We start from the raw sequence: 26,451 nt of genomic DNA on the forward strand, positions 1-26,451 counted from the left end.
ACAATGCCGCCGCTCGCCCCATCGACCGTGCAACGATCGACCGCGGAGCCGAAGCCTGCGATCGTGCTCGCGATAATCTGGGCGGCAATCGTGGCTGTGCTCGCACTTCCGGCGATCAAAACCGGCGTGTTCGACACGCTGTCGACCGACGACGCCATGCGTCTGGTCGAAGTGCGCGATCTTCTCTCCGGCCAGGGCTGGTTCGACCTGACTCAATACCGGCTCGACCCGCCCGGAATCGCCATGCACTGGTCCCGCATCGTCGATGCGCCCCTGGCCATTCTGATCCTCTTGTTCCGCCCGCTCCTCGGCCAGCATCATGCCGAAGCACTCACGCTGGTGCTGTGGCCGTCGCTATTGCTGGCCGCCGCGCTATGGCTCGCGGCGAGGATCGCAAGTCAGGCAAGCGCTCCGGCGGACAAGCCGCGGGCGCAGCTCGCGGCGATTCTGCTTGCGGCGCTGTCGATCCCTGCCCTCATCCACTTCCGCGCCGGCGCGATCGACCATCACAATCTGCAGATCGTGCTGCTGCTCGGCTTCGTGCTCCACATCCGCGACCTGGAATACCGTGCAGCCAAGGCGGCTTTGGCAGGATTCCTCGCAGCGCTTTCGCTATCGGTCGGATTGGAAATGCTCCCTGCCATCGCTGCGGCGAGCGCGGCCGTCGTGGCACTCCTGGTGTGGAAAGGCGCTGAAGCCCTGCGCCCAGCCTGCGCCTTCGGTGCAGGCCTTGCCGGGTCGTCGCTGCTGCTGGCGCTGCTTCTGCTCCCGATGAACAGTCTCCTCACGCCGGTCTGCGATGCCTTCGGCGGACCCATCCTGCTCCTGGCCGCAGGGGGCGGCATCGCGCTGCTTGTGATCGCCGGTGCTAGCCGGCTGCGCGAGGGCTTGTGGGTGCGGTTGACGGCGAGCGCTCTCGCCGGTGCTCTCCTGCTCGGCGCATTCTTCAGGTCATACCCGAGCTGCGTTGCATCGCCCTATGCGCAGGTTGACCCCCTGCTCGTCAGCTTCTGGCTTGGCCGCGTCATCGAGACCATGCCGGTGACGGAATTGGCCCAGCTGCAGCCGCAAAAGCTGCTTGGCTATTACGCTTTTCCATTGCTGACGCTCGGCCCGTGTGTGGCTGCCATGATTGGCTGCACGCCGCAAACGCGCTTTCGCTGGATCGTCTCGACCATCACGCTCGCAACGCTGTTCGGCGAGAGCCTGTGGGAATTGCGCGGCGCCGCTGCCGCGAACATCGTGGCGGCCCCGCTATGCGTCGCGGGAATCACCCGGCTTCGCACCAAGGTCGTGGCCGGTTGGCGGCTGGTACGTGCGGCGCTACTGGTGTCGCCCGCCACACTCGGCGGCATGGGTTTTGCGGTCTGGCCGGCACTCGCTGCCGGCACGGGCGGACAAAAGATCGCGATGCCAGATCCCGCCGAATCCTGCCAGACCATCTCAAGCGCCGCACCGCTCGCCTTCCTGCCGGCCGGGCGGGTGATGGCGCCGATCGATTCGGGTCCTGCGATCCTGGCCGCGACGGAACATTCCGTCTTCGCTGCTCCCTACCACCGCAACAATGACGGCAACCTCGTCATGGTCCACAGCATGACGGAAACACCGGAAGCCGCGCGCGACATGTTCCGCGCACGGCAGGTCGACTACATCCTGACGTGCAACGGCTCCATCGATCAGGAGGATCTTGTCCGCATCGCGCCGGAGGGCCTCGCCGCGCATCTCGGCCGCGGCGAAGCTCCGGACTATCTGGAGCCGGTGCGGGCCGTGTCGAAACCCGGCTGGACTGTTTGGCGCGTGCGCCGGTAAGAGCTCGTCCGGGCCTTCCGCACATGCTCGACGATGACCCCACCGGCCCAGCGACAAGGGAGGCCGCAGCCCGGATGGAGCGTAGCGCAATCCGGGGCCTTCTCTAAAGTAGCGATCCCGGATTACGCTGACGCTCCATCCGGGCTACGTCAGCTTCGTGCCTGACGCGGCTCAATGCAGTCAGATCGGGCTATGCAAATGGCCTGAAGCAAACCGTGTCATGAAAAATCCGGACGCCATTGCCGTCATCGTCTCAGCGCTCCGCCAGGTCCATGGCGACGACATCGCGCGCATGATGCTGGTCGAAGGCATGAGCCTCGCCAATCTGATCGATGCGATGTTTTCGGCGCCGCTGACGCACCGGGAGGCGGTTCGAGCGATCACCGATGGACTCGATGATTTCATCATCACGCCGGACCTCGGGCTGATCTGGCACCTGAAATATGTCTACGGAGACCACTCCCTGCACGTCGTAGACCTGGAGATCGCCACGCCCGACGGTACGCTGGCGAGCAACGACGTCTGGCTTCGGCTGGCGTCGTGAATGCGGAGCCGGCGCTGAATGGCTCCTGTTCGTGTCCGGGGGACGAGCGCTCAGTCTGAGCGCAACTTCATCCACGTCGTCATTGCTTCGCTGCGCTCGCAATGACGCAGTGTGGAGCGATGACGTGCCTTCCTGATACGCCGCGAGGCGTGCCCGCCACCTGCCGCGATGGGCGAGAGATCGTGGACACGGCGCAAGGGCGCCTGTGCCCACCCGACGGGACCGGAGCTATTTGGCGGCTTTCGCGCGATCCTTCAGGGGGATCACGAGCTTGAGGCCGGACCAGACATCGTTGACCGCGCAGATCTTGATATCGACGAGGCCGTTCGCGAGCGCGGTCTCGCGCACCAGGGCTTCGGTCACGTCAGTCGGGACGCCCGATGCCTGCTTCGGCCACGATGCCCAGATCATCCCGTCGGGCGCGATCGCCTTGCGGGAGCTGCGCAGTTTTGCGGCGAGGCCTTTGGCTTCGGCTGCGAAGAGATGCACCATGTCGAGCGGAGGCCTGATCGCCTTCGCGATGGTCACACCGTCAGGCAATTCACCGACGACGTCGCGATAGGGCGTGGCGAGGCCGTCCACGAAAATGCAAAAGCCCGGCTTGACACCGAGCTTTTGCACAATGGGTTTGCCGGAATATCCGGCCATGGCAGGCGAGATTTACGCCTGCGGCTGCGGCTCCAGGCCGGGATCCGGATCGGGCCGCGGGCGCGGCGACTTGCCGGCCGGGGGCACCGCGGAGGCGCGCGGCGTGGTCGGCTCGAGCACCGACTCGCGGTTCGGCTTCTTGCCCTTGAGGAGATCGACGATCTCATCTCCCGTCAGCGTCTCGAACTCGAGCAGGCCCTTGGCCAGGGTCTCGAGGTCGGCATGCTTCTCGGTGAGAATGCGGGTCGCCTCCTTGTAGCCTTCCTCGACCAGGCGCTTGATCTCGGAGTCGATCTTCTGGACCGTTGCCTCGGAGGCGTTCTGCGTCCGCGACACCGACATGCCCAGGAACACCTCGTCCTGGTTCTCGCCGTAGGACACGGTGCCGAGTTCTTCCGACAGGCCCCAGCGCGTCACCATCATGCGGGCCAGGCGCGTGGCCTGCTCGATGTCGGAGGCGGCACCCGAGGTGACCTTCTCGCGGCCGAAGATCAGCTCTTCGGCGACACGGCCGCCCATCATGATGGCGAGGCGCGAGGTCATCTGTTCCAGCGACATCGACAGCTTGTCGCGTTCGGGCAGCTGCATGACCATGCCGAGCGCGCGACCGCGCGGAATGATGGTCGCCTTGTGGATCGGATCGGTCGCGGGCACGTTGAGGCCGACGATGGCGTGGCCGCCCTCGTGATAGGCCGTCAGCAGCTTCTCTTCCTCGGTCATGACGAGCGACTTGCGCTCGGCCCCCATCATCACCTTGTCCTTGGCCTCTTCGAACTCGGCCTGGGTGACCATGCGCTTGTTGCGACGCGCAGCGGTCAGGGCAGCTTCGTTGACGAGGTTCATCAAATCGGCGCCGGAGAAGCCCGGCGTACCGCGCGCGATGGTCTTGAGGTTGATATCGGGCGCCAGCGGCACCTTGCGGACGTGGACCTTGAGGATCTGCTCGCGGCCGACGACGTCGGGGTTCGGCACCACGACCTGACGGTCGAAGCGGCCCGGACGCAGCAGCGCGGGATCGAGCACGTCGGGACGGTTGGTCGCGGCGATCAGGATCACGCCCTCGTTCGCCTCGAAGCCGTCCATCTCGACCAGCAGCTGGTTCAGCGTCTGCTCGCGCTCGTCATTGCCGCCGCCGAGACCGGCGCCGCGATGACGTCCGACCGCATCGATTTCGTCGATGAAGATGATGCAGGGCGCGTTCTTCTTGGCCTGCTCGAACATGTCACGCACGCGAGAGGCGCCGACGCCCACGAACATCTCGACGAAGTCCGAACCCGAGATGGTGAAGAACGGCACGTTGGCTTCGCCCGCCACCGCACGCGCGATCAGGGTCTTGCCGGTGCCGGGAGGGCCGACCAGCAGCACGCCGCGCGGAATGCGGCCGCCGAGGCGCTGGAATTTGCCGGGGTCACGCAGGAATTCGACGATCTCCTGCAGGTCCTGCTTGGCTTCGTCGACGCCGGCGACGTCCTCGAAGGTGACGCGGCCATGCGCTTCGGTCAGCATCTTCGCGCGCGACTTGCCGAAGCCCATCGCCTTGCCGGCGCCGCCCTGCATCTGCCGCGACAGGAAGATCCAGACGCCGATCAGCGCGATGAACGGGAGCCAGGAGACCAGCAGCGAGACGAACCACGGCACGTTGTCGCCGGGCGGCTTGGCGGTGATCTGGACCTTGCTGTCATAGAGGCGCTTCACCAGCGTCGGGTCGTTCGGCGCATAGGTCTGGAAGCTCTGGCCGGTGGTGAAGGTGCCGTGGATTTCAGGCCCCTGGATCACGACGTCGCGGACACGGCCCTGGTCAACTTCGCTGAGGAGCTGCGAGAAGGCGATGTCCTGCGAGGAGGCCCGCTGACCCGGATTCTGGAAGAGCGTGAACAACGCCAACAGCAGCAAAACAATGATGACCCAGAGGGCGAAATTGCGCAGATTGGCGTTCATCGATCTTCCTTCGTGGTCGCGCGGATCGCGGCCTCATCCTTGGGCAAGCTAGAGAAAATCCCCAAGGAATCCTCTCGGTTAGATGGATACAATCTAGGTGCCGCCCGGGTTGCTGCCAAGGGAACGAGATGGGACTATTTATCCCATCTTAGAGCGATTCCCGCTGAAATAATGGCGTCAAAGCCGGGCTTTTTCCTGCCTGGTTAAGGTGTCCTGACGGCATCCGGGGCAAACGGCCGGTGTCATGGTCCGCCCCTCGCCGCCTTGCCGTCCCCTTTCGACCGCCGGGCCGGCGCAGGCGCGATGTGGATACGCCCGCCCGCTAGGCTGATCAAGGCGCCCGCCAAGGTCTGCTTCAGAATCGGACGGCCATTTGCGGGGGCGCGGGCGGCCGTCGCGACCGCCTGGCCGTGGACGGCCTGGTCGAGCGCCGCCAGAAGGGTTTCGACCTTGCCGAGTTCCGCGGGCCCTTCATGCCCGAGCGCATCGATGGCCCGCAGCAACAGCCGCAGCCGGACTTCCTCCGGCAGGGCTGCAAAGGCCGCGGCCTCAAAGCTGCGAACGCCCCGATGCGGCGCACCGCCGCGATCCCGCAAGGCGAGGAAGCGCTCGGCGCCGTCGGTCAGCACCTCGACCGCCGCATTGGCGCGGGCAAGCCGCGCCGACAGCCGCACCAGCGTGCGGGCATCGCCGCCCTCGGCGGCAAGCTGCGGCAACAGCGCCCGCAATCGCGGTCGTGTGAAGGTGGCATCGCGGTTGGTGGGATCGTCGGCGAAACCGATCCCGGCCCGTTTCAGGGTCGCGATGAGCTGCGATTTCGAAACATCGAGCAGCGGACGCGCGAGCACGATGCCGTCGCGCGCGGTCAGGCGCGCCATCGCCGACAGCCCGGCGATGCCGCTGCCGCGGACGAGCCGCATCAGCAGGGTCTCGGCCTGGTCGTCGCGGGTATGGGCGGTCAGCACATGGCTCGCGCCGGCTGAGTGCGCGGCCTTCGCGAGCAGGCGGTAGCGGGCCTCACGCGCGGCGGCAGGCAATCCCGTCTTTGGCTTGGCGCCGCGCCAATGCAGAGTCCGGTGCGCAAGGCCAAGCTCAGCGGCCAGCCGTTTGACCTCACGCGCCTCACGCGCGGCCTCGCTCCGCAGGCCGTGATCGACGGTGACGGCCGTGAGCTCAGGTCCGCGGGTAAAACTGCGCCGCCAGCGCGCCGCGAGCCACATCAGCGCGACCGAATCGGGGCCGCCAGACACCGCCAGCACCAGCGCCGGCGCAGCTTCCAGCCCGGCGAAGAGCTGCTTCGCCGCGCGCGCCGAAATCGGTGAATCGTCGTCGTCTGACATGACGCTGCAATCGTCCGCGGATGGATCGACTGTTTAGCGCAACACCATCCGCTTTGTCAGCGGATCAGCACTTCACCCGCTTCTGCTCGCGGTCGACGGCGGCTTTGACGCCGGCGGAGGCGCGCGGATATTTGCGACCGACCTCGCCGAAGGCGGCACAGGCGGCTTCCTTTTCCTTCAGCGCGGCGAGCGACTGGCCGAGCCGCAGCAGCGCATCCGGCGCCTTCGCCGATTTGTCGTATTTGGTGGTGACGGCGAGGAACGCTTCGGCGGAATCGCGATATTGCTGGCGCTGGTAGTAGCTCTCGCCGAGCCAGTATTGCGCATCGCCGAGCAGCGGGTCGTTCGGGTATTTCGCCGCAAAATTCTTCATGGTCTGCTCGGCCAGCGCATAGTCCTTGCGTTGCATGTAGCCGATGCCGAGGTCGAACTCGTCCCGTGGCGTGGCCGAGGGCGGCAGGGTCGCGAGAGCCGGAGCACCGGCCTGCGGCGGGTAAGCCTGCTGGGCGGGCGGATAGCCGGGCTGGACCGCCTGGGGCGCGGTCGCCTGCGGATAGGCTTGCTGGGGCGGCGCTGCGGCCTGCGGATAGCGGCCGCCATTGGCGCTGAGATCGAGCGGCTGCTGACCGCCGCCGAGCGCGCGCGGCGCGCCGGGAGCGTTCGGAGCCTGGCTCGGGTCGAACGCATCGCCACGGCGACGACTGCCGGGCGCGCCGGGGCCAGGCTGCTCCTGAACGATCGGCGCGGGAGCGGCGACCTGCGGCTGCTCGTAATTCGGCTGCATGCCCTGCTGCTGCGGCGGTTGCTGGCGATAGCCAGGGGCGACCTGGGCCGGCGGCACGGCTGCGACGTTGGGCTGCAGCGGCGCCTGGCCGGGTGTCGCGCCCTCGAGCTGATGGATGCGATCCTCGAGCTGGCGGTTGCGATATTGCAGCTCTTCGTTCTGGCCGGTGAGTTGGCGCAGCTGGTTTTCCAGCCGCTCGATCCGCATCTCGGGGTCGCCATCGTCCGACTGGGCGAAGGCCGGCGAACACAAGGAGAGCAGCGCGGCGGCGGCCGCGGTGCCGGTTAAGACCTTAAATCTGGATGACATCTTGCCCTGACGACGAAAGCGAAATGGCCTGCGACGGAACATGCGACGCGCCACACATTGAAGGGGAGTACGCCAAAACTGTGACTACCACCAAGGGGTTTTCAGTCACAGGTCGCTGAAACGAAACCGGCGCCCGTGAGGGCGCCGGCATCATCGGTTCCTGAAGATGAACAGCGGCTGACCAGAGATCAGGAGCTCGCGTTCAGCACGGTCACGGCACGACGGTTCTGTGACCAGCAGGAGATGTCGTTACACACGGCCACCGGGCGCTCCTTGCCGTAGGAGATGGTGCGCATGCGGTTCGCATCGATGCCGCGCGAGACCAGGAACGAACGCACCGACTGGGCGCGGCGGGCGCCGAGGGCGATGTTGTATTCGCGGGTGCCGCGTTCGTCGGCGTGACCTTCGATGGTGAAGGAGTAGCGCGGATAGGTCTGCAGCCACTGGGCCTGCTTCTCCAGGGTCACGATCGCCTGCGGGGTCAGATCGGTCTGGTCGCTCTCGAAGAACACGCGGTCGCCCACGTTCACCACGAAATCCTGCTGGCTGCCCGGCGTCGCCGCGCTCGCATTCGCGTCCATACCCATGTTCTTGTTGGCGCAGGCGCCCATCGACAGGGCAATGGCAAGCACCGCGGCCAGCTTCAATCCCTGGAGGATACGCATAGGATATTTCATTCCGGAGCCTCCACGCTCACGTTCGTCCACTGCTGTCCGGTCTACAGGGGGTTGGTTAAGCGAACGTTCCGTCAACCTTGACGGAACCTTGCCTCAGCCGGTCAAATGCCCCCAACCAGCGAAAAGCACCCATCATGGTTAATGGGTTGTAAATGTGGCGCGAGGGTGAAGGCAAGCCGGGGGGCCGGGCAAAAACGCTGGATATCGCCGGAATTTTGGCCCCGATATGGCTGACGACGCGAACTCCCCCTGCCCGGAGGCCGCTCCGGCCGTCACAGGGCCGCCGCAGAATCAGGCGTGAGCGGCCTCGGCCACCAGCACCGGCCGCTGCGGAACCTGGCGCTGGCCGCCGCGCCCGAACAGCATGCGCCGCTCGAACGCCGTCGAGCGCATGATCGGATAGCGCTCGAACACCTTCTTGCGGAAGGTCGGGAAATCGGCCGCCATCAACCCGAACGCCTTGGTGAGGCCAGGCACCTGCCGCGGCTCGGCAATCGGCGCGTGCAGGAACACCCGGCGATAGAACGCGTGATGCTCGGGACGCACGATCGCAAGGCCGAGATCGGCATTGAAATGCTCGCACGCCATGTAGGCGAGACGCGTCGTCAGATAAGGCAGCTCGGGGACGCGCTTGGCCATATCAGGATCGGCGACGAACCGCGTCGGATCGATCATGACCTCGCCGCGATCGAGCCGCGGCAGCACGACGTCGGGAAAAACGTCGGCCGAGGTCGATGAGCGCCATTCCGAGGTCAGCACGCTGATGCGCACCGAGCTGCAGAGCTCGCCGCGCAGATAGACACCGAAGGTCCACGCGTTCGGCAGCTCGTCATACTTATCGGTGACGCGTGCCTCGGCAGATTCCTTGACGGCACCTTCGCGCAAATACGCGCGGTAGCGGAGGTTGTAGATCTCCTCCTTCTCCTCGACCGTCTCGGCAAGATGATAGTCGACGTCGGTCAGGAGCTCTGCACCCCGTCCAACAGCCGAAATGATCGCTCTGGCTGAGGACTGCATCCCTACTCCTGACCCACCACCGCATACGCGCAGGACAACCTCCACGCGTGACCAATTATTAACAGCTTCTTAACAACGAAGCAAAGCAATCGAACTGTTAGGGTTAACCGACCGTAGGACTACGGAGCTGCCGCAACAGCGTGAAACGGCGGGCAATTCGGGGAAGCAGCGGCTAGGCGAACGAGCGCGCGCCGACAACCTGGAGCAGGTTCTCGCCGCGCCGTCCATGCGAGGCGTTCAGGAGCTGGCGCATCCGCACCGCGGGCACCGGGCGGCTGAACAGATAGCCTTGCGCCTCGGACACGGTGCCGTCGGCACTGATCAACTCGAGCTGCTCGTTGGTCTCGATGCCTTCGACCACGACCGACATGCCGAGATCGGCCGACAGCCGTGCCACGCCGCGCAGCAGCGTCAGCGGGCGATCGGTGTCGATGCCCTCGAGGAAGGAGCGGTCGATCTTGACCTTCTGCATCGGGAAATTGTGCAGATAGCTGAGGCTCGAATAGCCGGTGCCGAAATCGTCGAGTGAAATGCGCACGCCGAGCGCATGCAGCTGCGACAGGATGTCGTGGGTGAGTTGGGTGTTGCGCAGCAACGAGGATTCGGTGATCTCGATCTCGAGGCGATGGGCCGGCAGGCCCGACACTTCGAGCGCGTAGCGGATCTCGCTCAGCACGTCGCGCTGATGGAATTGCTGCGGCGAGAAATTGACCGCGACACTGACGCCCTCGGGCCACTTCATGCATTCCATGCAGGCGCGGCGCAGGATCCAGCGGCCGAGATCGACGATCAGGCCCATGTCCTCGGCAACCGGGATGATGTCGATCGGCGAGACCGTGCCGCGCACCGGATGATTCCAGCGCAGCAGCGCCTCGCAGGTGGTGATCTTGCCGGACTTGAGGTTGACGAGCGGCTGGTAGAACAGCTCGAACTCCTCATTGGCGAGCGCCTTGCGCAGGTCCAGCTCGAGGATGCGGCGAGCCTCGACGGTCGCCGCCATCTCGTCGCGGAAGAAGCAGAAAGTGCCGCGGCCGTCGGCCTTGGCGCGGTAGAGCGCCATATCGGCGTTCTTGAGCAGCGTGTCGGCGCTGGTGCCCTTGGGCGAGGTCAGCGCGATGCCGACGCTGGCGCCGATCTCGACCAGATGATTGTCGATACGGTAGCGCTCGCTCAGGCGCTCGACGATGCGGCGGGCGAGGCTCGCGGCATCCTCGGGCGAATTGATGTTCTGCTGGTACACGACGAACTCGTCGCCGCCGAAGCGGGCGACGAAATCCTCCGGCCGCAGCATCTCGCGCAAGCGGTTGGCGACCGCGCAAAGGAGCTGGTCACCGCAGGGGTGGCCGAGCGTGTCGTTGACCTGCTTGAACTGGTCGAGGTCGATGAACAGCAACGCGGAGAGCCGTTCGGAATGGTGCGAATGGGCGAGGAGCCGCTCGATCTCATCGCGGAAAGAGACCCGGTTCGGCAGCGCCGTCAGTTCGTCATATCTGGCAAGATGGCTGATGCGGGCTTCCGCATTGGTGCGTTCGGTGATGTCTTCCAGCAGCACCACGGTGCCGCCACGGGCCATCGGCTGGAACGTCCAGGCCAGCGCGCGGCCGCGCGTCGTATCCGGGTCGGCGCTGACAATCTCGCGGATCCGCGCCTGCTCGATCTCGGCGATGACCTGATTGCCGCTCTCGACCGAGATGGTGCCCGCCGCGACGCAGGCCGATACGATGTCGACGGCGGTAGCCCCGCGCTTGACCAGGTCCTCGGGCAATTGCATCAGCTCGCCGAAGCGGTGGTTCATCACCGCCAGGCGCCCGTCGGCACGGAACATGCACAGGCCGTGCGGCATGTTGTTGAGGGCGGTATCGAACTGGCTCGCCAGCGCGGATTCGCGGAAGCTCGAGGTCAATGCCTTCACGAAGATCGCGTGCAGGCTGAGGTTGATGTTCTTCAGCCCGACGAAGAAGAACGCGAGCAGGATGGCGAGTCCGATGTGGTAGAGGCCGCCATGCATCAGCAGCGCGAGCGACATCGGTCCGCAGGCGAGCACGACGTGCCACTGGACCACCCGGGGCTGGCCGTAATTGCGGGCCGCGCCGCCCGCCGTATAGCCGATGCCGATCGCGACACAGAGCATGTCGGCAACGGGATCCTCGTTGAGATAGATCACGACGAAGGCCCACAGGCCGAGCACCGCGGCATAGCTGAGCGCGCCGGCCCAGTAACGCGGCGCCAGATGCGTGGCCTCCTCGAATGACAGCGCCTCTGTTCGGTTCTCGTAGCTGCGCATCTGGAACGCGCGCGCGGTACCGATGGCGATCAGCAGGAACGCGATCGGCCAAAGCCTGGCGTCGCCGGTCTTCAGCGCAGTCATGACCGCGGCCACGGCGGCGGAGGCCGAGCCGAGGAAGATCGCCCAGAAATTCTGAACCATGGAGTTGATGAGAGCGGCGTAGAGTATGGGCTCCAGCTCGTCTCGATCACTCTGCTTCTGGTCGGCCAGCTGCATCGGCTTGTTACGCGTCCTGTTTAGCGCGTACTTTTACCCGGACCAGATGAAGCCTTTCTGAGGGAACATCGTTAAAGTCGAGTTGTTTTTCGGCAATAGCGAATCTATTTCCGCTGCAAAATCAAGCAACTAGGCAAGCCTTGCCGGGTACAAGGTGAAGGAAGGATTGCCGCGCGCGCGCAAACCCGAAAAATCTGGCGCTTTCGTTTGAAAAGATCGCGCGTCGCAGCCGCGATCTCTTCTACTGACCCGCGGTCGCGGACAACAGCGGCGACCATGCCGGATCGGAGGCGAAGCCCGGCGTCGGCACCTTCAGCTCGTTGCGGCCGGAGATGTCGACCGAAAACAGCGATGGTCCGCTGTTGCCACCGGGGTCGCGGAAGAACATCAGCACACGGCCGTTCGGCGAGAAGGTCGGGCCTTCATTGTGGAAGCCTGAGGTGAGCAGCCGCTCGCCGCTGCCATCGGGTTTCATGACGCCGATCGAGAACTGCCCGCCGCCCTGCCGGGTGAAGGCGATGTAGTCGCCGCGCGGCGACCACACCGGCGTCGAATAGGTGGCGTTGTTGTCGTCCTTGGAGAACGAGATGCGCTGCGCCTGGCCGCCGCCGGCCGCCATCACATAGATCTGCGATCGGCCGCCGCGATCGGATTCGAAGCAGATGCGGGTGCCGTCAGGCGAGTAGGACGGCGACGTGTCGATTGCCGGCGTGTCGGTGAGACGCGTCGTCGAACGCGAGCGCAGATCCATCACGAACAGGTTGGAATTGCCGCCCTGCTGCAGGCTCATGATGACGCGCTGGCCATCCGGAGAGAAGCGCGGCGCGAAGGTCATGCCGGGGAAATTGCCGACGATCTCGCGCTGGCCGGTCTCGATGTTGAAGAGATAGACCTTCGGATCGCCCTGGCCGAACTCCATGTAGGTGATCTCTTGCGAGTTCGGCGAGAAACGCGGCGTCAGCACGAGGTCGGCGCCTCGGGTGAGATAGCGCACATTGGCGCCGTCCTGGTCCATCATCGCCAGGCGCTTGACGCGGCGCTCCTTCGGCCCTGATTCGTCGACGAACACGACGCGGCTGTCGAAATAACCCTTCTCGCCGGTCAACTTTTCGTAGATCTGATCGGAGATGATGTGGGCGATCCGTCGCCAATATTCCGGCGAGGTGAAATATTGCTGGCCGGCGAGCTGCTGGCCGGTGACCACGTCCCACAGGCGGAATTCGGCCTTGAGGCGACCGTCCGGCTGCCGCGTCATGCGGCCGGTGACGAGGGCCTGGGCGTTGAGGGTTTTCCAATTATCGAATTGCGGCGCGACGTCGATGTTGCTGATGCGCTCGATGAAGGCGGCCTGATCGATCGGGGAAAACAAGCCCGAGCGTTTCAGATTGTTGGTGATGACCTGGGTGACGCCGTTGCCGACGTCGCCGTCGGCGGGCGAGCCCGGCACGAAATTGGTGATCGCGATCGGGATCGGACGAAATTCGGTGGGATCGATGCGGAGCCGCGGCTGCCCCTGCGCCAAAGCCTGTCCGCCCCCGAGCAACGCGAGGGTCGATCCGGTCAGGGTCATGAAGCGGCGGCGGTTCATCGATCGAACGTCATTCATTGCAAAATTCTTTTGTTCGGATGTCACAACATGTCTTTCAGTCCGAAGCGCATCGGAATGGTCTTCCAGGTGTCATACTGCTGCTTCGGCAGGAATGAATAGACCTGACACTGCACGATGGCTCGCTTGCCACTCTCCGCCACCGCCTCAGCGATCGACCGCGATGGTCCTCTCGCCGCAACGACGACTGGTTCGGATGCCAGCGTTCCATCGATCTTCATGGAAATATCGATGTCGACTTCATATTGATCGGCATCCTGTCCGTTGTAGGTCGGCGTGAAACAGCGCCTGACCGCGGACATGAATGCCCCTTGCCAAGTCGCGACGTTGCTGGCGGACGTCCCCGATGTCGAACCCAACGACGCCGACGCGTTCAGCGCCGCTCCCGTGAGCTCGTGCCGGGTCGCAGCGCGCTTGTCGAGGTCGCGGGCAATCTGCGCGGGGTCGAAAGTGCGCTCCTTCGGTTTCGGCTGCTGCTGCGGCTGCACCGCCGCGACCTTCTGCTCCACCGGCTTGGGCGGCGGCTTCTTGCTCTCCAGCTTCTTCTGCAGCTCCGCGATCGGATCTTCCTTGGCCGGATCAGGCTTCTTCTCCTGCGGCTTCGGCTCTTCCTTCGGCTTGGTCTCGGCGACCGGCTTCGGCGGATCGAACTTCTTCTCGACCGGCTTTTCGACGGGCTTCGGCGGCGGCGTGTCGGGGGTCGAGTTGGTCTTGATCAGCTCTTTCTTCTCGGTGACCTTGCCGACGGAATCTTCCTCGGGCTTGGCCTCGGCGATCTTCTCGACCTTCGGCTTGGGCTCTTTCTTATCGCCGGTCTTCTGCCCCGACATCATCTGGGCCAGTTGATCGGTGGAGATGATGTCGACCGGAAGCGACTCTTCCGGCGCGATGAAGGCCTTGCTGCTGAAGGTGAGCAGCCCCCATCCAATCACGAGGACGTGGAGGGCGATCGACGCAACCAGTGTCTTGTCGACGTTCACCTTCACGATCTTAAGACCCCTGATCCGCTTCGGTGACGAGCGCCAGCTTCTTGAAGCCCGCGCCCGACAGCAGGCCCATCACCTTGGCCACCGTGCCGTAATCCGCCTTCTTGTCGGCGCGCAGATAGATGCGCTCCTCGAGGCCACCGCGCGCATCCGTGATCGCCTTCAGCTTCGGAATCAGCTCGTTGATCGCGATCTCGGCATCGGCGATGAACACCTTGCCGTTGATGTCGACCGACATCTGGATCGGCTTTTGGTCGCTCTGATCGAGGCTCTTGGCCTGGGTCTGCGGCAGGTCGAGCGGCACGCCCACGGTGAGCAGCGGCGCCGACACCATGAAGATGATGAGCAGCACCAGCATCACGTCGACCATCGGCGTGACGTTGATCTCGGCCATGACCGGCTTGCGCCGGCTGCGACGGCCGCCGCCTCCGGACGAACTGGCTACGTTCATGCCCATGGCTTGATGCCCAATCCCGCCTTCACGCTATCCATCCACTCCGTCAGCCCCGCTCATCGATCTGCCGGGACAGGATGGCTGAAAATTCGTCAGCGAAGCCCTCGAGCCGCTGGGCCTGCCGATTCACCTCGGAGGTGAACTTATTGTAGAAAATAGTGGCAGGTATGGCGGCGATAAGGCCGACGGCGGTCGCAAACAGCGCCTCCGCGATGCCGGGCGCCACCACCGCCAGGGAGGTATTTTTCGACGCCGCGATCGACTGGAAGCTCGACATGATGCCCCAAACCGTGCCGAACAGGCCGACAAAGGGGCCGGCCGAGCCGACGGTCGCGAGCACCAGGAGGCGGCGTTCCAGCCGCTCGACCTCACGGGCGATCGAGACATTCATGACCTTGTCGATCCGCATCTGGAGGCCGGCGACCGAGCGGGCGTGGCTCTCGAAAGAGCGCTTCCATTCGCGCATCGCCGCTACGAAACAGGCCGCCATGGAATGGGTCGGCTTGGCCGAGAGCGTGCGATAGAGCTCCTCGATGGACTCGCCGGACCAGAATGCCTGCTCGAACCGGTCCATCGAGCGGCGGGTGCGGGCGTAAAGGAAGATCTTGTCGATCGCGATGGCCCAGACCCAGACCGAGCAGGACAACAGGCCTAGCATGACGCATTTCACGATCCAGTGAGCCTGCCAGAACAGCGCGATCAGCGACACGTCGGCGGAAGCGGCAACCGGAAGGGCGGACTGAGCCACGTCGGCCGGATTCATCAGCAATATCCTCTCAAGACGACCGTTTTCTGGCGATCGTTACCTTTGTCCCGTCCCGCAAATGGCGGCCGGTTTCCTAACAGCCGCGGTAGAACCGCCGCAGCCGGCAAGCCTGTTCAAAGCCTTGTCTTTCTGGGGTACAGGGGCTGGTCCAAAGCCGCCGCCTGCATTCCCTGCCAAGATGTCAAAACTAAGGGCCTCGACGACAGCTCCGGGCGCGATTGTCCATAATTACCAGTGCCCGGCGATGGTTAATGCCGGGTTACCACCCGCGAATTTGGCTGCGGGAAAGGCAGGCGGCGCAGGGGGATGGGACATCAGGGTGCCAGGCCGGTATTTGCGGGGCGCGTGGATCGTCTGGCATCACCCGACGCGCCACGAATGTCCGGAGCAACCGGCCTGCCCCGGTCAATTGTCCCGAAAATCACTTTTGGCGAGGATTTGCCATGAGCATCAACCCAAGACGACCGCCGCCCCTCGGGGATCACCCGCTCCACCCATGATCATCCCGTTCCCGGTTGCGGGCATCGTGATGGCGCTCGTTGCTGCCGCGGCCGGCTTTACCGACTTCTTCAGTGAACCGCGCATTCGCCGCCTCAATGATGCCTGGTACCACATGGTCGGCAACCTCGCAGCGGTCGTGCTGGCGTTGATCAATTTCCATCTCGCTACGCGCAAGGCGCTGAGGTCGCGATCAAGCCCTGGGGCGTGGTGCTTTCCCTGGTCGTCGTCGCATGGCGAGAGCCACCGCCGCGCCGCCTAAGGCTCACGCTGCAGAAGCAGGCTCGGTGCAGTTGGTCAGCCGGCGCGGGATTACCGAGGGCCGTGCAGCCGGCGTAGACCCTGCGTGTTGGACGGCCGATGCTCACACGAACGCAGCGAAGCGTTCACGTCGGCGGCGCTGCCGCCAAGCCGGCCTCCGATCAGATCGGCGATCATCATGCGCAAGAATCACACCGGTGCTGGCCTTGCCAAATCGGATCGGCGGCGGCGGCGCGCTGCGCCTCGTCGCGAAGTTGCCCATCGTCGCCTCCGGTATTTGGATGCTTCCGCGTGTCGAATATTAGGCGACGCCGCGCCGGCGGCACCCGCGCACCATGCCGCAGCCCCCGTGAGGCTACGAGCTTGCATGCGCGGCATCCACGACCATATAGTCCGTCGAAATTTCAAGCCCGCGGTGGTCCGCCATCCGCGGGTTTTTCGTACCCGGCGGCGCTGTTGCCGTCACACGCCCCCTCGCGGTCACGCCAAGAAAGGTCACGCCAGGACATGTCGCCCAACGCGCCCGCCGACGACCAGCACGACGACATCATGTACCCCTCGGCCGTGCCGTTCCTGTTGGTCCATCTCGGCTGTGTTGCGGCGATCTGGTCGGGCATCACGTGGCAGGCCCTCACGATTTGCGCGTCGTTGTATGTCGTGCGCATGTTCGGAGTCACGGCGGGCTACCACCGTTATTTCTCGCACAAGGCTTATGCGACAAGCCGGGTGTTTCAGTTCATCCTGGCCTTCATTGCGCAAAGTAGTGCGCAGAAGAGCGTGCTGTGGTGGGCGGCCAAGCATCGGCACCATCATCTGCATTCCGACACTGAGCACGACACGCACTCGCCGCGGCATCGCGGCTTCCTGTACAGCCATCTCGGCTGGATCTTTTACCGGCAGCACGACACGACCGATCTCGTGAAGGTCGGCGATCTTGCAGCTTATCCGGAGCTGATCTGGCTGCATCGGCTGGAGCTGCTGCCGGCCGTGACGCTCGCGGTGCTCTGCTTCCTCGTCGCGGGATGGTCGGGTCTGGTCGTCGGCTTCCTGTGGAGCACGGTGCTGGTCTATCACGCCACCTTCTGCATCAACTCGCTCGCCCATGTACATGGGCGCAAGCGCTACGTGACGGGCGACGATTCCCGCAACAACTGGCTGCTGGCGTTGTTCACCATGGGTGAAGGCTGGCACAACAACCACCACGCCTACCAGAGCAGCGTGCGACAGGGCTTTTACTGGTGGGAGATCGACCCGACCTACTACGTTCTGAAGGCCCTGTCCTGGTTCGGTATCGTCTGGAACATGAAGGCGCCGCCCGAACTGGTGCTGCGCAACGAGCAGCCGCTCGGTGCACGCGTCATCAAGCGTGCGGCCCGCGAGCTTGCCGGTCGCTTCGACGCGCACGCGCTGGCGCACGCGATTTCGTCGGCGCTGCACCGGGCCGATCTCGCCCAGCTGCACCTGCCGACGCTGCATGACATCCTCGATCGGGCCCATGACGGCGTCGATGCGCTGACGCATCTGCACCTGCCGAAGATTCCGACCCGCGAGGAGTTTCTCGCCGAGGCTCGCGCGATGTTTGCGCGAACGCGATCACTCAACGAGATCGTCGATCACGCCTACGAATACTTCCTGACGTCGGTTCGCGCGCAGCTCGTGACGGTGCGCTGAATCTCGCCACCCGACCGGGTTCGCTTGCGCAGGGTCATTTCGCGAGGCCGAGCGCGAAGCCACCCCACAAACCAAACCGCCCGCCTGCGGCGTGCGCAGGCGGGCGGCTCGGGGCCATCAGGACTTTGGGGGCATGCGCCTGAAGGCTTTGAGGGGCATCAGGCCGTTTTTTGGATCAGCCCTGCTGCTGGTCGGTCGGCGGCGGGGTCGGGCGCGTCTTGTGCTGGGCCATGAACTGGTCGAACTCTTCCTTGTCCTTGGCGTGGCGCAGACGATCGAGGAAGTTCTTGAACTCGACCTGCTCTTCCTCGAGCCGGCGCAGCGTTTCGGAGCGGTACTCGTCGAATGCGCGGTTGCCAGAGGACGGCGGGCCGAAACCGAAGCCGAAGCCGCGGCGCTCCATGCGGTCACGCATGCGGTCCATCTTGTACTGCATCCGCTCCATCTTGTTCTGCCAGCGATCCTGGTTGCTCCAGCACGACATTCTTCTGCTCCCGAGTGTGAAAAAGAGAAGGGCTAAACCGATCGGCCACCAGATGATGAAGCCGAGAATGGTCACGGCAATCCAGCCAGGATGCCAGGGCGTATCGAGCATGTGGGGCCGCGCGTACTGTTGCTGTTGGTCCGAGGGGCCGCGCCAGCGATTGACATCAGCGGTGTAGGCCATTTCCCTTCTCCATCACGGCATCAGCGCCGTTGTGAATGTAAATAACATTTACATAGCTAGACCATCCCGCGATTTTGTCAAGCTGGCGGCCTGACACGCCCGCGTGATTATTTGCGCGATTTATTTCGGCCTGCCCCAGGGGCCGCCGGGCGGCACGCCGGAACCGGAGGATGCCTCCGGTGGCACCGGCGGAGGCTCGGCGCTTGTCGCGGGCGACCGCCGATCGGTGGGGAAGCCGAGGCCGCGCAGATAGATCAGCACCTCGGCCTCAAGCAGCTCGTCCGGCGACATCGGCAGTTTTCGTCGCGCGGCATCGCCACGCGAGAACAGCGAGGCGACGCCGTGCGCCATCGACCAGATGTGCAGGGCCATCATCATCGCCGGCGGCCGCGGCGCGCCGGGCGGCGCGAGCGCGGCAAGACGCTCGGCTGCAGCACGAATGACGTTGAAAGCGCGCTCGCTGGCGGCCTGGAGCGCCGCGTTGGCGTCGACCGGCAGGCCCGATTCGAACATCGCGTTGTAGAAGGCGGGCTCCTCGCCGGCGAAGGCGAGATAGGCCCGGCCGACGCGTTCGAACGCGGTGACGGTGTCGGGGCGTCCGTCGTCCCAGGCTGCGGTGAGCCGCTGCTCGAACTGTTCGAAGCCGCGCTGGGCGATCGAGGACAACAGCTCGTCGCGGTCGCGAAAATGCCGGTAAGGCGCCGCCGCGCTGACGCCGGCCATGCGCGCAGCATCGGCGAAGGTGAACCCGGCCGCACCTTTCTCGGCGATCAACCCGAGGGCGGCCTGCAACAGGGCTTCCTTCAGATTGCCGTGGTGATAGCCGCGCTCGGCGCGGCGCTGCTCCTTGCGCCAGCTCATGTGAACGAGCTTTACATGAGCCGGGCACGAAGGTCACTAGCGGCAACCGGGTTTGGTGAACCCGGACTTCCACGGATCCGACGTTCCGATCGGCCCTAGCCGCCCGGGATCGGCAGCACCGGCATGATCTCGACCCGCTCGCCGGGGAAGATCGCAAAATGCGGGTGGTTCTCGAACATTTTGGCGGCAGCCTCGTGCGAGGCGGCGCGGACGACGGTGAAGGCGCCCATCTCGTTGGCGATGTCTGCGATGCCGTTGGCATCGACCTTCTTGGTCTTGCCGAGCGGACCGCCCATGGCCTGGATCGCGCCTTGGTGCTTCTCGACCCAGCCCTTCCAGGCCGCCATGCCCTCCATCTCCTTGGCCTTGCGCTCTGCGTCGGGCATCGCAGTCCACGCCGCCCACTTCGGACTGCTCTTGCTGCCGAGGAAGACGGCAAGATAGGTGTCAGTGCTCATCGGTCGTTTCTCCCTTGTCTACTGCTTCAGATCGTCAAAACCGGCGGCTGCGGCCTGCACGTCAGGCGGAAAGTCGGACATTTCCTGCACCTGGCGAATCTCGATGATCTCGTTGACCGAGGCCGGACATTTCTTCGCCCAGGCGATCGCCTCCTCGCGCGAGCCGACCTCGATCATCCAGTAGCCGCCCAGCACTTCCCTGGATTCCGCGAAGGGGCCATCGGTCACGACCGGTGCGCCGGTGGCGAACGAGACGCGGGCGCCCGTCGACGGCGGATGCAGGCCGTCCAACGTGATCAGCACGCCCGCATCCTTCAGCGCCTCGTTATAGCGCATCATCGCGGCGACACGTTCGGGATCGAGTTGCTCGTCCGCCGGCGCAGTCTCGTAGCCGAGCGGGATCATCAGCATCATGAATCGCATGCGGTTCCTTGCGACGCGGTTGTAGCCCCCGCGCTCACTTCCAAGACGAACGAGCTCTTGCCAGGCCGACACGGCCCGAGAAATTTTTCGGCAGATCATTGTGGCTCCCCGGCGGCGCCCTCTGTCCGAAATGAGCGCCTTGCACGGGACCAACGAAACTGTCATGCCGCGCGGGCTCCAGCAAAGGACCGCGCCATGACCTCCTCCCCTGCCAAAGTAGCCCTCGTCACCGGTGCCGCACGCGGGATCGGCCTGGCCACGGCGAAGCGCTTCCTCGCCGACGGCTGGCGCGTGGCACTGCTCGATGTCGAGGGCGAGCTGCAGACCAGCGCGGCTGCTGCGCTGAAAAATCCCGACAACACGCTGGCTATCACCTGCGACGTGTCCGACGCGGTCGCCGTGGGCGCTGCAATGGCGGCGGTGATGAGCCGCTTCGGCCGGCTCGATGCGCTCGTCAACAATGCCGGCGTCGCCGTGTTCGCGCCCGTGCTGGAGACCAGCGACGCCGACTGGAACAGGATCATGGCGGTCAATCTCACTGGTCCGTTCCTCTGCACCAAGGCCGCGGTGCCCTTGATGCGCGACGGCAATGGCGGCGCGATCGTCAATGTCACCTCCATCTCGGCGGTGCGCGCCTCGACGTTGCGCTCGGCCTACGGCACCAGCAAAGCGGGGCTCGCGCACCTCACCAAGCAGCTCGCGGTCGAGCTCGCCTCGCTCAACATCCGCGTCAACGCGGTCGCACCGGGTCCGGTCGACACCGCGATGGCGAAGCAGGTGCACACCAAGGAGATTCGCGCCGACTATCACGATGCCATCCCGCTCAACCGCTACGGCCTGGAGGAGGAACTCGCCGCAGCGATCTATTTCCTGTGCTCCGACAACGCGAGCTACATCACCGGTCAAATTTTGGCCGTCGATGGCGGCTTCGATGCTGCGGGTATCGGTCTGCCGACGCTGCGCGGCGAGCGGCGCAACGGGTAGAGCCTTGTAACCGGGTTCGCGATTTCGTGGAGTGCTCGATGCGGCGCATCACCGTCCTCAAAGCCCTGATGCTCGCAGCCGCGCTGCTCGTCTCCGCAACCGCCGAAGCCGAGATCCGCATCATCCAAAGCCCCGGCGGACAGGTCGGACCATTCCTCGACCTTTTCGAGAAGGTGCGCGAAAGCGGGGAACGCGTGGTGATCGACGGCCCCTGCCTCTCCGCCTGCACGCTGGTGCTCAGCATCGTGCCGGGCGATCGCATTTGCACCACGAAGCGCGCCGTTCTGGGTTTCCATGCCGCGCGCTCGGTCGACCGGCGCGGACGCTTTTATGCCGAGCCGGAAGCATCCGAAGCCGTGCTTGCAGCCTATCCCGGCCCGGTCCGCGACTGGATCAGCCGCCACGGCGGTCTCACCTCACGACTGATCTTGCTGAAGGGGCGCGACCTCGCCGCGATCTACCCGCGCTGTCGATGACACCTCGACGACAGTCTGCCGGCTCTACATGCTCGTACAGGGAGCGGTCGTCGTCACAAACATTGCCGTCACGACCTGGCTGTTCCCTAGTGGAACATGATCTGCACCATCGGCGCGAGCTTCACGCTGGCGCAGATGAGCATTCCCCATAGAGCAAAATTGATTTGTAGCGCCGCCGCCATCGGTCGCTCCCTTCCCCGTCACGTCCACCCTGATTTGTAGGTATTATGACCCAAACTAGCGATTCCGGCACGTAGTTTACAGCCCAATCTTTCGCCAATTCTTGTGCGATGCAGTTCCGCCTCATGTCACGAAGCCGCTCGCACTGCCCTCGCAGAAATGGGAGGGGAAGGAATCTCCATTCGGCCATGCCGTCGACGCGGATTTCCCTCAAGTGCCGCGTAAGCGTTGCGACGCAACGTTTTCCATTTCGTACGGCAGGTCCGGCATGGCTCGGCACGTTATCGTCTTGCTCAGTTTTTGCGCAGCGCTCGCGGGGTGTGCTGCCGCGGCGGCAGCGGAGCGTCGTCCGATCGCATGGGACGGGCTCGGTCAGGATCCCAATCGACCCGTTGTCACAAAACGTCGGCTTGCCAATCATGCTCCGCCGGACAGCGATTCCAATCTGGATCGGCAAAGAGTGCTTTCCACATTGCGTCCCTATTCCGACGCATGGTGGGCCGTCCACGACGAGATCGAAGCCGAGAACGACAAGCAGCTTGGTTCGAAGCTCGTGATCTGTCCCAGCTGCGTGGCGAAGCCGCCGAGCGAGGACGTCACCGGATCGATCCGCTGACGAGGTGCCCCTCTCTCGCGATATCGGAGAGAGGGACATCCTGGCAAATCAGGCGATCGCGCCTGTCACATACCCTCGGCCGGACAGTTCACCATCCAGGGAATGCCGAATTTGTCGACGCACATGCCAAAGCCCTTGGCCCAGAACGTCTTGCTGAAGGGCATGGTGACGGTGCCGCCGTCGGCGAGTGCGTTGAACTTGCGTTCGCCCTCCGCGGGGTCCACGACCGTGAGCGAGATCGAAAAGCCCTGCGGCTTGTGATAATGCTCAGGCGGCGTGTCGGAGGCCATCAGCACGGCGCCGCCTGGCAACGTCATCCGCGCATGCATGATGGTCTTCTCGCGCCCGGGCGGCCCTGGGGGCATATCCGATGGCGGGGTATCCGAGAGACGCATCATGGCGTCGATCGTGCCGCCGAGGACCTTGGCGTAATAGTTGAACGCTGCTTCGCAGGTGTCCTGATAGAACAGATAGGCACTGAGCATCGTCTCTCTCCTTCTTCTCTTCGCTAACCGTTTCCCGGCAGTTCTTCGGGCGGCCGCCGGCGTTACTTCTCGGTGAGCTTCTTCAGGCTGGCGAGGCCAATCTCGAAATCCTTGCCGATCATGGTGTCCATGTTGACGAACACCTGCATCACCTTGGACAGGAAGGGAGCCGGACCGGACATCGCCCATGTGACCAGTGTGGCATCGCCTTGCGGCACAAAAGTGAACTCTGCGGTGTTGTGGCCTTCGAAGGGCCGTTCGAAGTCGAGCTTGATGCGCAGTTTCGACGACGGGTTCGCCTCGATAATCTCCATATGGCCGGCGCCGACATCGTTGTTGCCGTCCCATGCATAGGTCGCGCCCTTCCCGGCCGCCGTTCCGCCGTAGGTGCGCTTCATCGCGGGATCGCGATCCTCATAGGGCGACCAGCCCGTCCAGAAGTGGAAATCGGAGACAAGCGGATAGATCGCGCCGGCCGGCGCGTTCAGCACGAGCGAGCGCTCGACACGGAACGTGTCGGGTTTTGTCAATGCGACGGCGAGGACGCCCGCGATCCCGACCGCGATCGCGACAGCGATGATGGTAATGGCTTTCAGCATGAATGGCTCCCTTGATACGGGAATAAGACGAAGCGGATTGGCGCGCGCCGACATGTGATAGAACGAATTTTCGGCGGTCACTTCGCTTTCGTACCCTGCCGGGCACTGCCACTCTTCGGCTGGCTGTCCCGGATCAGGCGGTCAATGTGCATGCGGATATGGGCGGCTTCCGCGGAAGTGTTGGCGAGCGCGATGGCCCGGTCGAAGGCGATGCGGGCTTCGTCGTTGCGGCCGAGCTGCATCAGGAACGCGCCGCGCACGCCGAAAAAATGGAAATAATTGGCGAGCTTCGGCGCCAGCGGCTCGATCAGGTCGAGCGCGGCCTGTGGTCCGCGTACCTTGGCAACCGCGACTGCGCGGTTGAGCGTCACCACCGGCGAAGGCTGCACCACCTCGAGCGCGCCATAGAGGAGATCGATCTGGGTCCAGTCGGTCTCATCAGGCGTCGCCGCCCGCGCGTGAAGCGCAGCGATCGCGGCCTGGATCTGGTAGGGACCGCTGCGACGATGGCGCATAGCCTTGTCGATCAACGCCAACCCCTCCGCGATCATGGTGCGATTCCACAGCGCGCGGTCCTGGTCGTCCAGCAGGATCAGCGAACCATCGGCGGCAATGCGCGCTGCGCTGCGGGCGTGCTGCAGCAGGATCAGCGCCGTCAGCCCCATGATCTCCGGCTCGCTCTGGAACAAGCGCAACAACAACCGCGCCAGCCGGATCGCCTCCTCGCAGAGCGGCTTCCTGATCTCGACGGTATCGCCGCTCGCCGAATAGCCCTCGTTGAAGATCAGGTAGATCATCGCGGCCACCCCGGCCAGCCGCTCCGACCGTTCGATCGCGCCGGGCGCCTCGAACGGCGTCCCGGCTTGCGCGACCTTGGCCTTGGCGCGGGTGATGCGCTGCTCCATCGCGGCTTCCGAAACCAGGAAGGCGCGCGCGATCTGCTTCACCGTCAGACCCGAGACGATGCGCAGCGCCAGCGCGATCTGCTGGGTCGCCGGCAGCTGCGGGTGGCAGCAGATGAACATCAGCCGCAAGATGTCGTCGCGGTAGTGCGAGCCGTCGAGCCGCTCGGCAAGCGCGCCTTCGGCGTCGTCGATATCCGAGATCGCCTGATCGTCGTCCGGCAACGGCTGCTGCTTGCGACTGCGGCGAACCTCGTCGATCGCGACGTTGCGGCCGACCATGATCAGCCAGGCCGCGGGATCGCGCGGAGGCCCGTTCTGCGGCCAGGTTTTCAGCGCGCGCAGGCACGCGTTCTGGAAGGCTTCCTCAGCCGTGTCGAGATCGCGGAAATAGCGCAGCAGCGCGCCGACCGCCTGGGGCCGCGCCGAGGTCAGCGCAGTCTCGATCCAGGCGGTATCAGTGTCGCTCACGCCGAAATGCCTCCGGGCCTGAACACGCCGACCGGGCGCACCTCATAGGCGCCGCCGGGATTGGCGGCGCCAAGGTCGCGCGCCACGTCGAGCGCATCGTCCAAATTCTTGCAGTCGACGATGTAGAAACCGAGCAGCTGCTCCTTGGTCTCGGCATAGGGGCCGTCGAGCACCAGCGGCGGGTCTTCCTTGCGCAGCGTCGCCGCCGCAGTGGTCGGCAGCAGCCGTGCCACCGGGCCGAGGCGCCCCTGCCGGGTAAGTTTCTCCTGCACCACGGCGAGCTTCTTCATCACGGCCTCGTCCTGGTCCTTGCTCCAGGAGCCGACGAAGTCCTCGTCATGATAGCAAAGGATCGCATAGAGCATGGGCAGCACCTTCCTGGACGCTTGTTTCGAAGACGATCCACTATGCCCCGCCCCGACAGGGCTGCGGAAAAAATCTGCGAGAAAATTGCGTCGGATCGTGCCAAGGAGAGGCACCAAAAGCGGAACCTTGTGAGGCACTTCGAATGACCGCAGGTACACTGGCCGTCCTGATCAACAGCATGCAGCAGAACTGGTCGCCGGAGCGCTGGAAGGCCCGGTTCGATGCGGTCTGCGGCGGTCGCCCCGTGGCGCTGCTGCCGGATGACTCGCCCGATCCGGCTGACGTGCACTATGCCGCCGTGTGGAAGCCGGCACCCGGTGATCTCAAGACGTTCCCGAACCTGCGCGCGATCTTCAATCTGGGGGCCGGCGTCGACGCGCTGATGGCGGACAACAGTCTGCCTGACGTGCCGCTGGTGCGCGTCGCAGTGCCTGATCTCACCAACCGCATGACCGAATATGTCGTGCTGCATGTGCTGATGCACCACCGTCAGGAGCTGTATTTGCGGGACTCCCAGCGCGCGAAGCGCTGGGAGCCGCTCTATCAATGGCCGGCGAGCGCCGTTACGGTGGGCGTGATGGGTCTGGGTACGTTGGGTGCTGATGCCGCCGATGTGCTGCGGCGGCTCGGCTTCCGCGTTGCCGGCTGGAGCCGCAGCCCGCGGGCCCTCCCCGGCGTCGAGTGCTTCCATGGCAGCGCCGGAATAGATGCCTTCCTGCGCAAGACCGACATCCTGGTGTCGCTGCTGCCGTTGACGCCGGATACGCAAGGCATTCTCAACCGAGAGGTCTTCACCAAGCTCAACCGCAAGAGCCCGCTCGGCGCGCCCGTACTGATCAATGCCGGCCGCGGCGGCTTGCAGAACGAGGCCGACATCCTGGCCTGCCTCGACGACGGCACGCTGGGCGCCGCCTCGCTCGACGTCTTCGTGCAGGAACCGCAGCCGGCGAACAGCCGGTTCTGGACCCACCCCAAGGTGGTGCTGACGCCGCACAACGCCGCCGACACCGATGCAGACGCAATCTCGGCCTATGTCGCCGAGCAGATCGCAAGGTTCGAGGCGGGTGGAGCACTGGAGAATGTGGTGGATCGCGGCAGGGGCTATTAAGGCCAGCGCTTCCGTTCACCGTCTCTTAGCGAGAAGTTGATAGG

27 protein-coding genes are annotated in these 26,451 nt (G+C 64.7%); 8 read left to right on the forward strand and 19 right to left on the reverse strand.

Going from position 1 to position 26,451, the window contains the following annotated elements; genetic code table 11:
• Window positions 1-3: 3 nt before the first annotated feature.
• Window positions 4-1,809: a hypothetical protein gene (locus ACVWZ4_RS07150; protein ID WP_456739977.1), complete on the forward strand. Its 1,806-nt coding sequence runs from the start codon at window positions 4-6 to the stop codon at window positions 1,807-1,809.
• A 220-nt stretch (window positions 1,810-2,029) separates the two neighbouring features.
• Window positions 2,030-2,353: a hypothetical protein gene (locus tag ACVWZ4_RS07155; RefSeq protein ID WP_456701322.1), complete on the forward strand. Its 324-nt coding sequence runs from the start codon at window positions 2,030-2,032 to the stop codon at window positions 2,351-2,353.
• A 228-nt stretch (window positions 2,354-2,581) separates the two neighbouring features.
• On the opposite strand, the gene ACVWZ4_RS07160 is transcribed toward ACVWZ4_RS07155, so the two are convergent.
• From ACVWZ4_RS07160 to tolQ, 11 genes are all read right to left on the reverse strand, one after another.
• On the reverse strand, window positions 2,582-3,001 hold the full coding sequence (locus ACVWZ4_RS07160) for a DUF3052 family protein (RefSeq protein ID WP_456701321.1): 420 nt from the start codon (window positions 2,999-3,001) through the stop codon (window positions 2,582-2,584).
• Between the two features lie 12 nt (window positions 3,002-3,013).
• Window positions 3,014-4,939, reverse strand: coding sequence for an ATP-dependent zinc metalloprotease FtsH (gene ftsH / locus ACVWZ4_RS07165; protein WP_092227182.1), 1,926 nt, complete (start codon window positions 4,937-4,939; stop codon window positions 3,014-3,016).
• Between the two features lie 242 nt (window positions 4,940-5,181).
• Window positions 5,182-6,279, reverse strand: coding sequence for a tRNA lysidine(34) synthetase TilS (tilS, locus tag ACVWZ4_RS07170; protein ID WP_456739978.1), 1,098 nt, complete (start codon window positions 6,277-6,279; stop codon window positions 5,182-5,184).
• Between the two features lie 64 nt (window positions 6,280-6,343).
• A complete protein-coding gene (gene ybgF, locus ACVWZ4_RS07175; protein ID WP_456736232.1) occupies window positions 6,344-7,372 on the reverse strand; it encodes a tol-pal system protein YbgF in 1,029 nt (342 codons plus the stop codon).
• 188 nt (window positions 7,373-7,560) lie between these two features.
• The gene (gene pal / locus ACVWZ4_RS07180) at window positions 7,561-8,049 is read right to left on the reverse strand and encodes a peptidoglycan-associated lipoprotein Pal (protein ID WP_092227179.1); all 489 of its coding nucleotides are present in this window, start codon (window positions 8,047-8,049) and stop codon (window positions 7,561-7,563) included.
• A gap of 291 nt (window positions 8,050-8,340) precedes the next feature.
• Window positions 8,341-9,066, reverse strand: coding sequence for an N-acyl amino acid synthase FeeM domain-containing protein (locus ACVWZ4_RS07185; RefSeq protein WP_456701318.1), 726 nt, complete (start codon window positions 9,064-9,066; stop codon window positions 8,341-8,343).
• Window positions 9,067-9,238: 172 nt separating this feature from the next.
• Window positions 9,239-11,569, reverse strand: a complete 2,331-nt coding sequence (locus tag ACVWZ4_RS07190) for a putative bifunctional diguanylate cyclase/phosphodiesterase (protein WP_456739979.1) — start codon at window positions 11,567-11,569, stop codon at window positions 9,239-9,241.
• A gap of 241 nt (window positions 11,570-11,810) precedes the next feature.
• On the reverse strand, window positions 11,811-13,157 hold the full coding sequence (gene tolB, locus ACVWZ4_RS07195; RefSeq protein ID WP_456738232.1) for a Tol-Pal system beta propeller repeat protein TolB: 1,347 nt from the start codon (window positions 13,155-13,157) through the stop codon (window positions 11,811-11,813).
• 41 nt (window positions 13,158-13,198) lie between these two features.
• Entirely contained in the window at window positions 13,199-14,161 is a 963-nt protein-coding gene (locus ACVWZ4_RS07200) for a protein TolA (protein WP_456790067.1), read from the reverse strand.
• A 4-nt stretch (window positions 14,162-14,165) separates the two neighbouring features.
• The gene (gene tolR / locus ACVWZ4_RS07205) at window positions 14,166-14,618 is read right to left on the reverse strand and encodes a protein TolR (protein WP_092227175.1); all 453 of its coding nucleotides are present in this window, start codon (window positions 14,616-14,618) and stop codon (window positions 14,166-14,168) included.
• A gap of 43 nt (window positions 14,619-14,661) precedes the next feature.
• Window positions 14,662-15,378, reverse strand: a complete 717-nt coding sequence (gene tolQ / locus ACVWZ4_RS07210; protein WP_027532430.1) for a protein TolQ — start codon at window positions 15,376-15,378, stop codon at window positions 14,662-14,664.
• A 499-nt stretch (window positions 15,379-15,877) separates the two neighbouring features.
• On the opposite strand from tolQ, the gene ACVWZ4_RS07215 reads away from it, so the two are divergent.
• Together ACVWZ4_RS07215 and ACVWZ4_RS07220 are read left to right on the forward strand one after the other, a co-directional pair.
• On the forward strand, window positions 15,878-16,141 hold the full coding sequence (locus ACVWZ4_RS07215; RefSeq protein ID WP_456739981.1) for a DUF2231 domain-containing protein: 264 nt from the start codon (window positions 15,878-15,880) through the stop codon (window positions 16,139-16,141).
• Window positions 16,142-16,647: 506 nt separating this feature from the next.
• Window positions 16,648-17,811 carry an acyl-CoA desaturase gene (locus tag ACVWZ4_RS07220; RefSeq protein WP_456701314.1) on the forward strand — a complete coding sequence of 388 codons (1,164 nt, stop codon included), beginning with the start codon at window positions 16,648-16,650 and terminating at the stop codon, window positions 17,809-17,811.
• A 175-nt stretch (window positions 17,812-17,986) separates the two neighbouring features.
• Here ACVWZ4_RS07220 and ACVWZ4_RS07225 read toward each other — a convergent pair whose 3' ends face one another.
• From ACVWZ4_RS07225 to ACVWZ4_RS07240, 4 genes are all read right to left on the reverse strand, one after another.
• Window positions 17,987-18,478 carry a DUF2852 domain-containing protein gene (locus ACVWZ4_RS07225; protein WP_456736237.1) on the reverse strand — a complete coding sequence of 164 codons (492 nt, stop codon included), beginning with the start codon at window positions 18,476-18,478 and terminating at the stop codon, window positions 17,987-17,989.
• A 120-nt stretch (window positions 18,479-18,598) separates the two neighbouring features.
• A complete protein-coding gene (locus ACVWZ4_RS07230) occupies window positions 18,599-19,339 on the reverse strand; it encodes a TetR/AcrR family transcriptional regulator (RefSeq protein ID WP_456739982.1) in 741 nt (246 codons plus the stop codon).
• 95 nt (window positions 19,340-19,434) lie between these two features.
• A complete protein-coding gene (locus ACVWZ4_RS07235) occupies window positions 19,435-19,797 on the reverse strand; it encodes a hypothetical protein (protein ID WP_456736239.1) in 363 nt (120 codons plus the stop codon).
• 18 nt (window positions 19,798-19,815) lie between these two features.
• Window positions 19,816-20,220, reverse strand: coding sequence for a YciI family protein (locus tag ACVWZ4_RS07240; RefSeq protein ID WP_456736240.1), 405 nt, complete (start codon window positions 20,218-20,220; stop codon window positions 19,816-19,818).
• 195 nt (window positions 20,221-20,415) lie between these two features.
• Here ACVWZ4_RS07240 and ACVWZ4_RS07245 point away from each other — a divergent pair, with 195 nt between their 5' ends.
• From ACVWZ4_RS07245 to ACVWZ4_RS07255, 3 genes are all read left to right on the forward strand, one after another.
• Window positions 20,416-21,204, forward strand: coding sequence for an SDR family NAD(P)-dependent oxidoreductase (locus tag ACVWZ4_RS07245; protein ID WP_456739983.1), 789 nt, complete (start codon window positions 20,416-20,418; stop codon window positions 21,202-21,204).
• 38 nt (window positions 21,205-21,242) lie between these two features.
• Window positions 21,243-21,680 (forward strand): hypothetical protein, encoded by a 438-nt coding sequence (locus tag ACVWZ4_RS07250; protein ID WP_456736242.1) that lies wholly within the window; start codon window positions 21,243-21,245, stop codon window positions 21,678-21,680.
• 640 nt (window positions 21,681-22,320) lie between these two features.
• Window positions 22,321-22,476 carry a hypothetical protein gene (locus ACVWZ4_RS07255; RefSeq protein ID WP_456701307.1) on the forward strand — a complete coding sequence of 52 codons (156 nt, stop codon included), beginning with the start codon at window positions 22,321-22,323 and terminating at the stop codon, window positions 22,474-22,476.
• Window positions 22,477-22,541: 65 nt separating this feature from the next.
• On the opposite strand, the gene ACVWZ4_RS07260 is transcribed toward ACVWZ4_RS07255, so the two are convergent.
• The 4 genes from ACVWZ4_RS07260 to ACVWZ4_RS07275 form a co-directional block, all read right to left on the reverse strand.
• Window positions 22,542-22,961 carry a VOC family protein gene (locus tag ACVWZ4_RS07260; RefSeq protein WP_456701306.1) on the reverse strand — a complete coding sequence of 140 codons (420 nt, stop codon included), beginning with the start codon at window positions 22,959-22,961 and terminating at the stop codon, window positions 22,542-22,544.
• A 62-nt stretch (window positions 22,962-23,023) separates the two neighbouring features.
• On the reverse strand, window positions 23,024-23,560 hold the full coding sequence (locus tag ACVWZ4_RS07265) for an SRPBCC family protein (RefSeq protein WP_456736243.1): 537 nt from the start codon (window positions 23,558-23,560) through the stop codon (window positions 23,024-23,026).
• A 77-nt stretch (window positions 23,561-23,637) separates the two neighbouring features.
• On the reverse strand, window positions 23,638-24,933 hold the full coding sequence (locus tag ACVWZ4_RS07270; RefSeq protein WP_456736244.1) for an RNA polymerase sigma factor: 1,296 nt from the start codon (window positions 24,931-24,933) through the stop codon (window positions 23,638-23,640).
• Complete coding sequence (locus ACVWZ4_RS07275) at window positions 24,930-25,298, reverse strand: YciI family protein (RefSeq protein WP_456701303.1); 369 nt, start codon at window positions 25,296-25,298, stop codon at window positions 24,930-24,932. The genes ACVWZ4_RS07270 and ACVWZ4_RS07275 overlap by 4 nt, the downstream gene beginning before the upstream one ends.
• A gap of 143 nt (window positions 25,299-25,441) precedes the next feature.
• On the opposite strand from ACVWZ4_RS07275, the gene ACVWZ4_RS07280 reads away from it, so the two are divergent.
• On the forward strand, window positions 25,442-26,407 hold the full coding sequence (locus tag ACVWZ4_RS07280) for a 2-hydroxyacid dehydrogenase (RefSeq protein WP_456790069.1): 966 nt from the start codon (window positions 25,442-25,444) through the stop codon (window positions 26,405-26,407).
• Window positions 26,408-26,451 lie beyond the last annotated feature (44 nt).

This window comes from Bradyrhizobium sp. USDA 4472, from assembly GCF_054058595.1.